Genomic DNA, 12,862 nt, shown 5'->3' with positions numbered 1-12,862 from the left:
ATACATGAGTGTTTGATTAACTGCCTTATGCATCATCGGTGTTGCTTTGCAGTTAATAAAATACTCATTTTTATTTTTGAGCGCTATTAAACGCAACTCGCTGAAAAACTTGTGCACCTAATGTTTCAATAAAGTAATCCTCGATATCTTCTGTACTAATCCAAGCACCGTCTGCCAGTAAGAACACATCTGTAACTCCAGTTTTCGCAACCTTTGCTCCCAGCTTCTCAATCAAGTAATCTTCTGCAGCACCTACATGAATCGTTGCGCCATTTTCCAAGATGAAAACCTGTTCACCTTCTTGCACTTCGTTACCTAAATCATCTTTAACAACCCAGTTGGCTTGACCACTTTTTAAAACCGACGGTGTTTCAATTTGTAAAAATTTTTTCCCTTCCACATGCAACGCCTCCTTCCGGATTTATTTACCGAGTATTAAACTTAAATCGTTTTTACTAGCTTTACGGGCTTTTAACGTGGTATCACTTTCAGTGTACATAAGTTCTTCAATTTGTTGAGCTGTTAAGCGTTTTTCTTCGACAAGTTGAGCTAACCGAACAGTCGTTAAGTCCTTCTGGGCTTCACCTAAATCTCCAGCCAACTTCGCCTTATCGAATTTTGTTGTAGTGCGCATTCCCACTTGTAATATGTGTGGAACGTTATCCTTAAATGCTAATACTTTACCGTTTTTCTCGATATGTTGTATTAAGCTTTCTTGGAGCTTGTCATGTTCAAGCTTTAATTTCTCACGCTCACGTTTGATTTCTTGCATGCGTTGAAATTTACCATTTGCCTGAGATTGGGCAATGTGAGTTTGAATTTGCAGATCGTTCATCCTAACTAAACCCCTTTTCTATTTAATTTTTGAAGTTCCTCTAGCAATCTTGCAGCACCTTCTGGACTTACTGTAAGCTTTCCGTCAAAAAGTGGAACATTGTTTTCCGATACCTCGCCTGTGATGTCACAAGTCATATTCGCCTTGTATTTTTTAAGAACCACCTTATCCTCATCCACAAAAATCTCAATCGGGTCTTTATCCTCGATTTTTAATGTGCGGCGTAACTCCATTGGAATTACAATGCGTCCTAACTCATCCACTTTACGTACAATTCCTGTTGATCTCATTTTTAATAACCTCCTGAGTGTTTTTTGTTTTACATTGGGTATTTCTTGTCCATTTCCCAATCACCTTTTGATAGGCGGATAGCTCTATTGCTACTTTAAGCAGAATAGGTACAAATGTTCTTAGTATGATTTTGCTTAAAGTAAAAATAGTGAACGAGTTACGTAATATTTTTTACTTGTTTCTGTAAAAAATAAGGTAATTTGTATCTATTTTTACTTGTTTCTTGCATAATTAACCACTTTTAAGGTAAACTATCAGTAGGTCAAAGACATTTGATTGTCTTGTTCTGATTTATATAGATGTGACAGCATCTAATTCAGCTAGTACTTCTTTGTATAATACTTTTAAAGGTTTGACGCCTTCTCCCCAATCTTGCAGGATTGTGATTGCAGCGTCTTTGTTAATACGAGAAAGCTCCGCGAGTTTTACAGGAAGCGCAGCTTTAATTCTTACCAGTTCCATATTGATTTCTGGAACATTAATCTGAGGTTTGTTCATACATTGAATAGCCTCCTTTTTTTAAGAGCTTTAGAAAACCGTCGGTATTTAAATGCCTAGTCTATGTTTCTTCAACTCTATTAATTCACACTATAACAACCGTCGGTAATATTTGCAACTATTTTTATCCATATTTTTTGAATATTTTTTAATTTTTTTCCATAAACGTTAATTTATCAATACTTCGAGAGGTGTGACCAATTTTGAAAAAAGATAGAAAAGAAGAAAAAGATAGAATTATTAATCCTGAAAAAAGACTACCGGAAGTAACCCGTGAGAAAAGAAAACAGATTAGCCCGACGATTGGGTTGTTTTTAAAAAAATTAAGAGCTTCTTATAACTATAAACAAGCAGTCGTTGCAGAAGCTGTTGGCGTATCACAAGCATATATCGGTTTAATTGAGAAAGGTATGCGATTACCTTCCGTTGAAGTTTTAAGATCTTATGCAGAAGTTTTCACTTCTGTTAGCATCGACGAACTACTCAATTTAAGAGAAATGACAATTTTTGAAACAGTGGATTTGTTGGGTGACGAAACACCACCTGCAATCAAAAACGAAAGAAACATGCTGGTACATTCGATTAAAAAATCAGATAGCAGTTATGTTGCTGAAGACGCTAGTCCACTCTATTCAGTTGAGAAAAACGAGCAGATTTCCGTAAAAATCTTTATTAATAAAGACGGCTCTATCGAAGTAGCTGGGGCGCAAGTGGACATTGAAGATCTTCCGAATGTCCTACACGCCATTAAAGAAAAACATATTTCCGAACAAAAGTAGAACAAAAAACAGAACACCCGTTCTGTTTTTTTATAGTAGCATACATTTTTTGAATTGTAAAATATTTGTACAAAAGGAGTTGCTTCAAGTGCACATCATGGAAAAGCACATGCGAGTAGCCATATACATCCGGGTATCAACTAAGCTGCAAGAGGACCGCTATTCCCTTAAAGCACAGCAGACGGAACTTACGCGTTATGCAGAGGCTCAGGGATGGACAATCGTTGATACTTATAAAGATGTGGACAGCGGTGCAAAAATCAACAAAGAAGGTTTGGAAGCTCTTCTGGATGCGGTAGAAGATGGTCTAGTGGATGTTGTTCTGGTTATCGAGCAGGACCGCCTTTCGCGTTTGGATGTGGCGGACTGGCAATACCTGAAAGATGTTCTGCGGGAGAACAAAGTAAAGATTGCGGAGCCCGGCAATATTATTGACCTTACCAATGAAAATGATGAATTTTTCAGTGACTTAAAAAACCTGCTTGCATCTCATCGCAGACGGAACATCAAGCGTACAATGGGCCGAGGTTTGAGGCAGTATACACGGGAAGGTCGCGTAATGGGCCGCATACCGGACGAATATATTTACGACAAAAATACGAAAACACCAATCGTAAACAAAGAACGTGCATGGATTATCCCTTTTATTGACCGTTTGTATCTTGAAGAAGCTATGGGCACCCATCGTATAGCCAATGAGTTAAACAAACGCTGTAAGACTGCGCAAGGTGCTAAATGGACAGATGTACAGGTTCGAAAAAGATTGATGAACAAGAATTACCATGGCGTGCTCACACGGAACTATTCAACTGAAAACATGGAAGTGGAAGATGTTTTCCCGAAACTTCGAACTAAGGAGACTTACGATCGCATTCAAGCTCGAATGAGTTTACTGAAAAAGGAACTTCCCCCTACAAGTTTCAGGCATGGTTTAAGACAACTTAAACTGACTTGTGCACATTGTGGCAAAGCATTGCGTTTAAACAAGCTGGAGAGGCCTGAATACGGTGATAACGGCAAAACCTATGCGTATATCCTCCATATTCATGAAACGTCCCCTCCGTGTCCTGTGATGCCCACATATAGTGCTAACCAGGTTCTGAGACCTCTTCTTGTTTTAGTTAAGGACTTGCTACTGGATAACCGGGAGCAATTAATTTCAAAACATATGCAGTCCAGTGAAACGGCTACGTCGGAAATTGACGATTTGGAGAAGGATATCAAAAGACTTCGACTGGATATAAAAAATAAGCAGGACATGCTGGACCGTCTTCTTAATCTTTATCTTACTGGTAGCTGGACAATGGATAAGTTGGATGCGAATAAAAAAACTATCGAAGATGATGTGGCTGTTCTAACCGAGGAATTGAAAACCGTTGAACAAAAACTAAGTCTGATCAAACAGGATAAGTACAACATTGAAGCTGTTCTTAATTTAGCCGGTGAACATGCGGATGACTTTTTATCATTGTTCATGAGGTCTGAATATACGATGCCTGAGTTTATGAGTGTCGCCCTACCTTCTGAAATAGATGACGATGAACTGGAGAAAATCATTGCTACCCTTTTTGAAAGAATCACATTGAATAGTGAGACAATGAAAGCGGAAGTATTGGCAAGGACGGCTGAAGGATTCAGCATGCCGCTCTATTTTGAAATAGATCCTGTGGACTTAATCTCCGATGCGGAAGCAAAAATGAAAAGGTATCGTCGCTATAGAAATACGGTAGCCATTTTAAAAACTCAATCGGAGCCAATCGAATTTATGGAGCTGAGCAGATTAACGGGTCATAAACCCGAAACTTTAAACAGAGATGCAGAGGAATTTGGAGCGTACAAAGGATTGAAGTTGAAGAAAGGAAGTCCTGAGAAAAGAGCTTTCATCATTCAGACAGTTAAAGATTGCCTGGCAAAAGATATCAATATGCGAACTAAGGATATTGCAAAACTGGCTTACTGTTCTAACATTACTGTTCAAAAAATCATTCGTGAGTTGGAGCTGCGACCTACTCGGAAGTGAATAGAGCCCCTTTTTAAACCTTTAATGTCATTGTGACGTTGAAGGTTTATTTTGCTTAACAACGCTTTAGGGTTCGTAGGTAAATACATCTTCGTTACAATACTGTCTGCAGGTGCTTCGTGCTCCAGCATGCCAAATGTCGCAATTTCAGGATGTGTATATACACATCGCGGAATTTCCTGCTGATTGATCACTTTTGGGTGCTTCCCTAAAATATAGTCGATTGCGTGTACACCTTCTGCACTTGCAGAATGGGCAAGCTGGAATCCTCCGACTAAATCACCTATCGCATATATGCCTGGAATACTTGTTTCATAGTGGTTATTTACTTTGATTAAACGGCCATCCATCTGCATTTCAAGCGCTTCCGCAATTTCAGTATTCGGACGGCGCCCTGTAGCAAACAGTAAATTTTCAAACGGGAAATTGCCGATTGATGTTTGAACATGGTCAGCATGGATTTCTTCGAACGTAAAGTCTGTCACAAGTTCGATTCCGAGTTGTTTCATCTTTTCTTTAATAATCGGACGTGCATCCGGTTCTTCTGTTTGCAGAATATCTTTACTGTGGTTTAAAACGGTTACTTTTGTTCCCATTGGCGCTAAAGCAAATGCCATTTCAATTGCAATAACCCCGCCTCCGATAATCGTTAATTGCTTCGGCAGCTCCTGGATGGAAAAGAACGTATCCGTTGTATGATAATTTGCGTTTTCAAGCCCTTTAAATGGCGGAACGAACGGGCGGCTGCCTGTTGCTAAAATGACATGATCTGCTGTAAATGCCTCACTACCAATAATCACTTTTCGTTCTGCGGTTACTGTCGCCTTCCCCCTAAACAATGTAATCTGTGCATTTTCGATAAATGTTTCAATATTAGATAACAGTTCAGCAACCACTTGATCTTTTCGCTGCATTAGTTTCGGAAAATCAATATTAATCGTCGGTACCGTCACACCCCAATCAGTTCCGCGTCGAATTTCCTGCACCAGCTTACTATGCTCAAGCATAATTTTTGAAGGAATACAGCCGACATTATAGCAGGCACCACCAACTTTATCTTTTTCGACAAGCGCTACTTTCAAGCCGCTTTTTGCTGCATGGATTGCCGCTACATATCCTCCAGGCCCAGCACCAATGACGGCTAAATCAAATTTTTCCATATATACCACCTCATTTTTCACATTAGCATTACAGTGTAGGGAATGCAACAAATCGGGCACTCGTATTCTCCTAATTCCCAATATTCACTTAAATGAAAAGCAGCGAAATGCCAATCGCATTCGCTGCCCATTTATCCGTTATTTTAATACTTTAATTTCAACATTTTTACGTCCCCAATTGAGCGCGATTTTTTTTGTTTTAACAAAAACATCAATCCGGTTTCCTTTAATTGAACCGCCTGTATCACCGGCAACCGCAATTCCGTAACCTTCCACCCAAACCTTCGTTCCAAGCGGAATAATCTTTGGATCAACCGCAATTAATTTAATATCCGGATTTTTCTTTAAGTCAATTCCGGATGCCGTTTTTCCCGAACACCCTTTACAGTATGCTGTAAAAGCGCTTGCTTCAACTGTTAAAGTTTTGACAACTTCAAAGTCATCAATTGTTTCCTTTTTTTCCTTTTTTTCCTTTTTTTCAACCGGTGCTTTTTTATTTTTAATATGATCCGGTAATTTTAGTACGAAACCTTCTGTTACTTTATCTATGTCGTCTACTTCATTTAATTCAAGCAATGTATATACTGATGTGTCATAAAGATCTGCAATTTCATCCAATTCCTCACCTCTCTTCACAGTATGCGTAGCTGCAATTGCCGCGCTTGCGAAGAATAAGGTAGTGACCATAAAGAAGGCAAAGCTAAATAATAGTTTATTTTGAAACATATTAATTATTTCCCCCTGTATCTTTTGTCTATTTTGTAAAATAAAGCTAAATCCAAGTCTACACATTTAATATTTCAAAAAGATTACAAGGAGATGATATAAAAATTACAAAATTATCCTTCGTTAACCAAAAATGTAATATAAAAAAAGCTGTCATATAGGAATAATCCTTCATGACAGCTTTTCATCTTTTATTTACATAATTGTTGCTTCCGGTTCGTATTCGATTATTTCTTTGATTGTATTGCTTTCCCCCATAATCGCAACAGTTGGAGTATGTTCGGCAACTTCTTTATTATCCACATACACGTAAGAAATAATGATGACAATATCACCTTTTTGAACAAGGCGTGCCGCTGCCCCATTTACGCAAATAACTCCTGACCCGCGCTCCCCGGCGATAATATACGTCTCAAAGCGTGCTCCGTTGTTGTTATTGACAATATGGACCTTTTCATTCGGCAGCATTCCAACCGCATCCAAAATATCTTCATCTATTGTAATGGACCCTACATAATTTAAATCTGCCTGTGTCACTTGTGCACGGTGGATTTTACTGTTCATCATCATTCTAAACATGGACTACTTCCCCTTTTAATGGAAAAATTAAATTATCGATTAAACGTGTTTTACCAATTTGAACGGCAGCTGCAACAACGATTTGCTCTGTCCGATCATCGACTTCCTGTAAATCCGGGTAAGATAAAATCATCAAATAATCAACATTGCCCTCCATGTTGTCATGGATTATTTTTTTTGCCAGTGCAATTGCCGATTCCACACTACCGAATTCCAACAATTCTCTCTTCGCAAGTTGGAGCCCTTGCTGAATTGCAGGAGCCTGTGAACGTTCTTCAGCAGACAAATAAACGTTGCGGCTTGATCTTGCCAAACCGTCTTCTTCGCGTACAACCGGCACAACACGGATTGTCACCGGGAAATTGTAATCGCGTACCATTGTTTGAATGATTGCCACTTGCTGGGCATCCTTTTGTCCGAAATAAGCACGGTCCGGCTGCACTAAATTAAAGAGCTTCGCCACGACCTGCAAAACCCCGTCAAAATGACCAGGTCTGCTCGCTCCGCATAAAATATGTGCCTGCCGTCCTGCACGAATGGATATCCCACCATCGTGCGGATACATTTCTTCTACAGACGGTGCAAATATATAATCTACCCCTACCGATTTTGCCAATTCTGTATCGCGTGGTAAATCTCTTGGGTATGATTCAAAATCTTCATTTGGACCAAATTGTGTTGGGTTGACGAATATACTCATGATAACAAGTTCATTTTCGCTGCGTGCATTTGCAGCCAATGTTAAATGTCCTTCATGTAAATAGCCCATTGTCGGGACAAGACCGATTGACTGACGGTTGTATTTTGCCATTTGAACTACTTCACGCAACTCGGCTATTGTTGTTAATACGTTCATTATTTTACACCTCCGTAGAGCTCGATTAGCTCCGTCTCTTTCATTGTGAAACTTTGTTGTAATGTCGGGAATGTACCTAATTTCACAGCGTTTTTATAATTCGTAATCCCCTTTTCTACCTCTTCACCGACTTGTGCAAATGCTTCAACAAATTTTGGTATATGATGCTTTCCGTATTTTAATAAGTCATGGTATACAAGCACTTGCCCATCCGCTTTTACCCCTGCACCGATGCCAATTGTCGGAATCGTTAAGTTATGCGAGACAACTTCCGTCAACTGATGTGGAATACATTCCAGGACAACGGCACATGCACCTGCCTGTTCAACAAGTAGAGCATCTTTTAATAATTTTTCCGCCTGCTCGGCTGTTTTACCCTGCACTTTATAACCGCCAAGCACCCCAGCTGATTGTGGCAGCAATCCTAAATGTGCAACAACCGGAATACCGGCATCGGTTAACTTTTTAATAACAGGCACGATATCATCTGCCCCTTCTACTTTTACGGCATTTGCATTCGTTTCCTGCATCATTTTCACAGCCGTTTTCAATGTTTCGTTCACATCTCCGTGATAAGAACCAAATGGCATGTCGACGACGATGAACGTATCCGGTGCACCTCGGCGAACCGCTTTACTATGGTGGATCATATCTTCCACTGTTACACGCATTGTCGATTCATAGCCCAGTACGACCATTCCGAGGGAATCCCCTACAAGTATCATATCGACACCTGCCGCTTCGGAAAATTTCGCTGCCGGATAATCATAAGCGGTAATCATGACAATTTTTTCGTCTTGCTCTTTCATTTTTAAAAACTGTGCAGTTGTTTTCATGTTCTTCCTCCTTAAGTGGAAAGAAAACAAAAATACCCTTCTATCTAAAATTAGACAGAAGGGTAGTACCATACGTAAATTCAACAAATTTCATACTTTTAGTGGAAATAGAATCGAATTATAAGTATAAAATGAATTGATTTATGCGCGTTTTCTTCCGTCTCTGTCTTGTGTAGATCAAAGCAGATTTTTTTAATGTTGACTAGCAGTTGCAGGTACAGTTCTATTAAGATACTGTCCTAGAGCTACTATAACAAGTTTGGAAGAAAACGTACAGAATAAAGTTAAACTCAATCAGTGGGTTTTCTCATCCCCCACTGATTGGAAGGAACACAAGCTAAAATCGTCACGTCCTGTGACAACGCTTGTATGACCAACATCGTGTTGGCCCAAACCAATCGGGCTTTTACGGTAGTTGATCTCCCGCCTATCCTTTTGCCCTGCTTATGTCTAGAGGCGGGAGTCTTACTACCCGTTAATACGGGATAAATAATTGCTGTAAAAACTTTTTTAATGAGGCCTTTACGATAAAAGTTCAATATCAGCAGAGTAAATGCCTATAATTTCCCCGTTTGCTTGGCGAATTTCCAGGACACCGCTCTCAGTAATACTGACAGCTTCCCCTTCAACGACTTCACGGAGTGTTGTTGCTTTCACTTGTTTTCCGATCGTCCCCGAAGACTGTTCCCATAGCTGTTTAATTTGGCCGAAGCCGTTTTTCACGTATTCGTCACTGTATTTTTCCAAAGATTCAAGCACATTGGCGACGAAATGTACACGTTCAATTGGCTCTCCTTCTTCAATCGCAATCGAAGTTGCAATTGATTGTAACGGTTCAGGAAAATCATTCCTCTGCTGATTGACATTGATGCCAATACCAATTAGCAATGCCTGGATTCGATCAGCCTCAGCTACCATTTCCGTCAAAATTCCTGTTGTTTTTTTGCCGTTGATTAAAATATCATTCGGCCATTTGATTTCAGGAGTGAAATATTTAAAACTCGACTTCATTGCTTCAACAATGGCCACAGCAGTAACTAAGGTAAATTGAGGAGCCTGGTGCGGGGCAACATCCGGGCGTATGATGACAGTCATCCAAATCCCTTGTCCTTCTGTCGATTCCCATTCACGCATCATGCGCCCTCGCCCTGCAGTTTGATGCTCAGCGATAACAACCGTGCCATCCGGTGCACCAGCTCGGACAAGTTCATGCGCAACAAGCTGTGTCGACTCAACCGTTTCATAATAATGAACTTGTCGGCCATAGCGTTCCGTCGTCAAAAATTGCTGCAGTTGACCCATATCCACTTTATCCGGTACAGATAACAGTTTATACCCCCGTTTTTTTACTGTTTCAAACTCATAACCTTCCTGCTTCAATGTTTGCATATGCTTCCATATTGCTGTTCGGGAGACGTTGAGTTCATCCGCCAACACTTGGCCGGAAACCGGTTCTCCATCCGCAGTCAAAAACCGTTTCAAAATTTCATCCTTCATCGTGAAATGCATAAAACCATTCCTTTAATTGTTGTTTATCATTTTGTACTTTCCCATTTAAGACCGCTTCTACTGCTGCATCAAGCGTCTGTTTAATCCAGCTGCCGCGTTTTTTCTGGGACCATTCCAACAAGTCTTTTCCTGTAATCGAAAGTTCATGTACCTGCTGAATCGGCAATATGTTTTTTCGTGCTATTAATTCTTCGTAGCTCAATTCAAGTTTACGATTTTGCCAAATTGTAAATTGGTATGCTGTTTTAAGAATCATTGTATCAAAACGCATTAAATCACCAAGGCTCATCCCGCTGAGTAGGCTTTCATAAGCATCCAACACCGTTTTTACGAAGAGCTTATCCTTATTCGAACAGCGATACTTTGTAAGGAGCGTCAAATCACTGCCATTTACTAAACAGAAGTATGCCCACCCAACTTGTCGGTCTTCCGAATAAAAGCGTACCCAATCAGAAGAAGTAAAATCGCCATATAAATAATTGCCCAATGTCGTATTTTCCATATATTCAATACCGAATGCAGCATGTTCAGAAGTAAAAATTTTTGAAAGTTCTACTTGAATGCGCTCTACTGCAACATATTCAATCGATGCTGCTTTTTGCCTGATTGCATCAAAAGTGTTTTCCTCGATTGAGAAGTGAAGCTGTGCAGCAAATCGGACAGCACGCAGCATTCGGAGAGCATCTTCTTCAAAACGCTGTTCCGGCTTCCCTACAGCACAAATAACTTTGCTGTCGATATGTTGGCGGCCATTGTAATAATCGATGTACTCTCCCGTTTGACTTAGGGCCATCGCATTCATTGTAAAATCCCGGCGTTTTAAATCCTCTTGTAAATTTCGAACGAATTCGACTGTATCCGGACGACGATGGTCACTGTATGTAGACTCTGTCCGGTAAGTTGTTACTTCGATTGGTTCTCCACAGTCCAGTACAATGACCGTCCCGTGAGCGATACCTACATCAATTGTTTGGGAAAAAATTGTTTGAATTTCTTCTGGCAATGCACTCGTTGCGATATCGACATCATTATTTTCTTTTTGCAAATAATGATCCCGCACCGCTCCACCTACAATAAAAGCTTCAAAACCGGCATGTTCAATCTTTTTAATGACTTCCTTTGCCGCTTGCCATTGTTGCGGAATCATTCTTTTTTTCAACCACACTTTCATATATACGTTCATATTGTTCAACCATTTTTGATTCATGGAACTGATCGCGTACCGATTTTAGTGCGGCTTCTTTGAAAGCTTGATGTTTTTCCTCATCCTGCAGCAGTTCGACCGCATAATCCGCCACAGCTTGCGTATCTCCAAGTGGTACCAGATAGCCGTTCACACCATGATCGATTACTTCAGGAATCCCGCCGATCGCTGAACCGATGCCAGGTACACCGCATGCCATAGCTTCCAATAATACGAGCCCGAACGATTCTTTTTCTGAGAGCAATAATTTTAAATCACTGATCGCAAAAAGTTCTGTAATGTTTTCCTGCTTACCTAAAAACAATACATCATCCGTATAAGGTGAATCTTTGACAATATCCGTGACACGATGCTTTTCCGGTCCATCCCCGACTAATAATAATTTGGCCGGCATACGCTCACGAATCTTCAGGAATGAATCGACCACATCCGGCAGATTTTTTATTTTACGGAAATTCGAGACATGGATAATTACTTTTTCGTGCGGCAAAATACCAAATTGCTCTTTTAAATTGCCGGGATCCACAGGCTTAAACACATCCTCATCAACGAAATTATAAATAGTCTCAATCGGTTTTTTCGTATCGATCAAAGCATATGTCTGCTGTTTTAACGATTCCGAAACAGTCGTTACTGCATCGGAACAGTCAATGCCATACTTGATCGCCTGCGCCAACGTAGAATCTTCGCCTAAAACAGAAATATCTGTTCCGTGAAGTGTTGTGACAATGCCAAAGTTCTCGCCGCTCATATGACGGGCCAAAACCGCACAAACCGCATGAGGAATCGCATAGTGAACATGTAATAAATCAAGTTTTTCCTCTTTAATAACATCAGCCATTTTACTTGCTAATGCAATATCGTATGGTGGATATTGAAATACCGAATAATTATTCACTTCCACCTCGTGGAAAAAAACGTTTGAATAAATTTTATTAAGTCGAAATGGCACACTTGAAGTAATAAAGTGAATTTCATGTCCTCGTTCTGCCAACATCTTGCCTAACTCTGTTGCAATTACACCCGAACCTCCCACTGTCGGGTAACATGTAATACCAATTTTTAATTTTTTCATTCGGCTCCCCATCCTTTCAACAATACGATTTTAATTTTCTTCAAAATGATAAAACACATTTATAAAGTAAAATTGACCGGCTCTTTATTTTCTGCGCTCTTCTAAAATGCGCCAGTCAACAAAACCTTCCTGAAGCCCTTTTAATAAAATTTCTGCTGTCCCCATATTTGTTGCAAGCGGTATATGATACAGGTCGCATAACCGCACTAATGCCATGACATCCGGCTCATGCGGCTGTGCCGTCAATGGATCACGGAAGAAAAATACCATATCCATATCATTATTGGCGATCATCGCACCGATTTGCTGATCTCCACCTAATGGACCCGAGCGAAACTTCGTAATCGGAAGCCCTGTTTCCGCTTCGATCATTGTGCCCGTTGTGCCTGTCGCATATAGATCATGCTCTTTCAATATATCGCGATACGCAATCGCAAACTGAATTAAATTATCTTTTTTCCGATCATGCGCTATTAATGCCATTTTCATAATTA

At 40.1% G+C, this 12,862-nt stretch carries 15 protein-coding genes; 2 read left to right on the top strand and 13 right to left on the bottom strand.

All coding sequences use genetic code 11. The annotated features are described in order from the left end of the window. Positions 1 to 70 precede the first annotated feature (70 nt). The 4 genes from ABS917_RS11120 to ABS917_RS11105 form a co-directional block, all read right to left on the bottom strand. Positions 71 to 400, bottom strand: a complete 330-nt coding sequence (locus ABS917_RS11120) for a YqaI family protein (RefSeq protein WP_350479031.1) — start codon at positions 398 to 400, stop codon at positions 71 to 73. Between the two features lie 21 nt (positions 401 to 421). Then, positions 422 to 835 (bottom strand): leucine-rich repeat flightless-interacting protein, encoded by a 414-nt coding sequence (locus tag ABS917_RS11115; protein ID WP_350479030.1) that lies wholly within the window; start codon positions 833 to 835, stop codon positions 422 to 424. 5 nt (positions 836 to 840) lie between these two features. Beyond that, positions 841 to 1,125: an AbrB/MazE/SpoVT family DNA-binding domain-containing protein gene (locus ABS917_RS11110; protein WP_350479029.1), complete on the bottom strand. Its 285-nt coding sequence runs from the start codon at positions 1,123 to 1,125 to the stop codon at positions 841 to 843. A gap of 292 nt (positions 1,126 to 1,417) precedes the next feature. Continuing rightward, a complete protein-coding gene (locus ABS917_RS11105) occupies positions 1,418 to 1,624 on the bottom strand; it encodes a hypothetical protein (protein ID WP_350479028.1) in 207 nt (68 codons plus the stop codon). A gap of 203 nt (positions 1,625 to 1,827) precedes the next feature. On the opposite strand from ABS917_RS11105, the gene ABS917_RS11100 reads away from it, so the two are divergent. Both ABS917_RS11100 and ABS917_RS11095 read left to right on the top strand, forming a co-directional pair. Continuing rightward, complete coding sequence (locus ABS917_RS11100) at positions 1,828 to 2,403, top strand: helix-turn-helix domain-containing protein (RefSeq protein WP_350479027.1); 576 nt, start codon at positions 1,828 to 1,830, stop codon at positions 2,401 to 2,403. Positions 2,404 to 2,500: 97 nt separating this feature from the next. Next, positions 2,501 to 4,423 (top strand): recombinase family protein, encoded by a 1,923-nt coding sequence (locus ABS917_RS11095; protein WP_350479129.1) that lies wholly within the window; start codon positions 2,501 to 2,503, stop codon positions 4,421 to 4,423. On the opposite strand, the gene ABS917_RS11090 is transcribed toward ABS917_RS11095, so the two are convergent. From ABS917_RS11090 to mgsA, 9 genes are all read right to left on the bottom strand, one after another. Further along, positions 4,378 to 5,583: a dihydrolipoyl dehydrogenase family protein gene (locus ABS917_RS11090; protein WP_350479026.1), complete on the bottom strand. Its 1,206-nt coding sequence runs from the start codon at positions 5,581 to 5,583 to the stop codon at positions 4,378 to 4,380. The genes ABS917_RS11095 and ABS917_RS11090 overlap by 46 nt on opposite strands. A gap of 138 nt (positions 5,584 to 5,721) precedes the next feature. Next, entirely contained in the window at positions 5,722 to 6,309 is a 588-nt protein-coding gene (locus ABS917_RS11085) for a 3D domain-containing protein (protein WP_350479025.1), read from the bottom strand. Between the two features lie 195 nt (positions 6,310 to 6,504). Next, positions 6,505 to 6,888, bottom strand: coding sequence for an aspartate 1-decarboxylase (gene panD, locus ABS917_RS11080; protein WP_350479024.1), 384 nt, complete (start codon positions 6,886 to 6,888; stop codon positions 6,505 to 6,507). Further along, complete coding sequence (gene panC, locus ABS917_RS11075) at positions 6,881 to 7,744, bottom strand: pantoate--beta-alanine ligase (RefSeq protein ID WP_350479023.1); 864 nt, start codon at positions 7,742 to 7,744, stop codon at positions 6,881 to 6,883. The genes panD and panC overlap by 8 nt, the downstream gene beginning before the upstream one ends. After that, a complete protein-coding gene (panB, locus tag ABS917_RS11070; RefSeq protein WP_350479022.1) occupies positions 7,744 to 8,580 on the bottom strand; it encodes a 3-methyl-2-oxobutanoate hydroxymethyltransferase in 837 nt (278 codons plus the stop codon). The genes panC and panB overlap by 1 nt, the downstream gene beginning before the upstream one ends. A 522-nt stretch (positions 8,581 to 9,102) precedes the next feature. Next, positions 9,103 to 10,089 carry a biotin--[acetyl-CoA-carboxylase] ligase gene (locus tag ABS917_RS11065; RefSeq protein WP_350479021.1) on the bottom strand — a complete coding sequence of 329 codons (987 nt, stop codon included), beginning with the start codon at positions 10,087 to 10,089 and terminating at the stop codon, positions 9,103 to 9,105. Then, the gene (locus tag ABS917_RS11060; protein ID WP_350479020.1) at positions 10,067 to 11,272 is read right to left on the bottom strand and encodes a CCA tRNA nucleotidyltransferase; all 1,206 of its coding nucleotides are present in this window, start codon (positions 11,270 to 11,272) and stop codon (positions 10,067 to 10,069) included. The genes ABS917_RS11065 and ABS917_RS11060 overlap by 23 nt, the downstream gene beginning before the upstream one ends. Beyond that, positions 11,196 to 12,368: an N-acetyl-alpha-D-glucosaminyl L-malate synthase BshA gene (gene bshA, locus ABS917_RS11055; protein ID WP_350479019.1), complete on the bottom strand. Its 1,173-nt coding sequence runs from the start codon at positions 12,366 to 12,368 to the stop codon at positions 11,196 to 11,198. The genes ABS917_RS11060 and bshA overlap by 77 nt, the downstream gene beginning before the upstream one ends. Positions 12,369 to 12,452: 84 nt before the next feature. Then, positions 12,453 to 12,857 carry a methylglyoxal synthase gene (mgsA, locus tag ABS917_RS11050; protein ID WP_350479018.1) on the bottom strand — a complete coding sequence of 135 codons (405 nt, stop codon included), beginning with the start codon at positions 12,855 to 12,857 and terminating at the stop codon, positions 12,453 to 12,455. Positions 12,858 to 12,862 lie beyond the last annotated feature (5 nt).

The sequence above is a fragment of the Solibacillus sp. genome (genome assembly GCF_040273735.1).
Lineage (GTDB): Bacteria > Bacillota > Bacilli > Bacillales_A > Planococcaceae > Solibacillus.
This window is presented reverse-complemented; position numbering and strand designations above follow the sequence as displayed.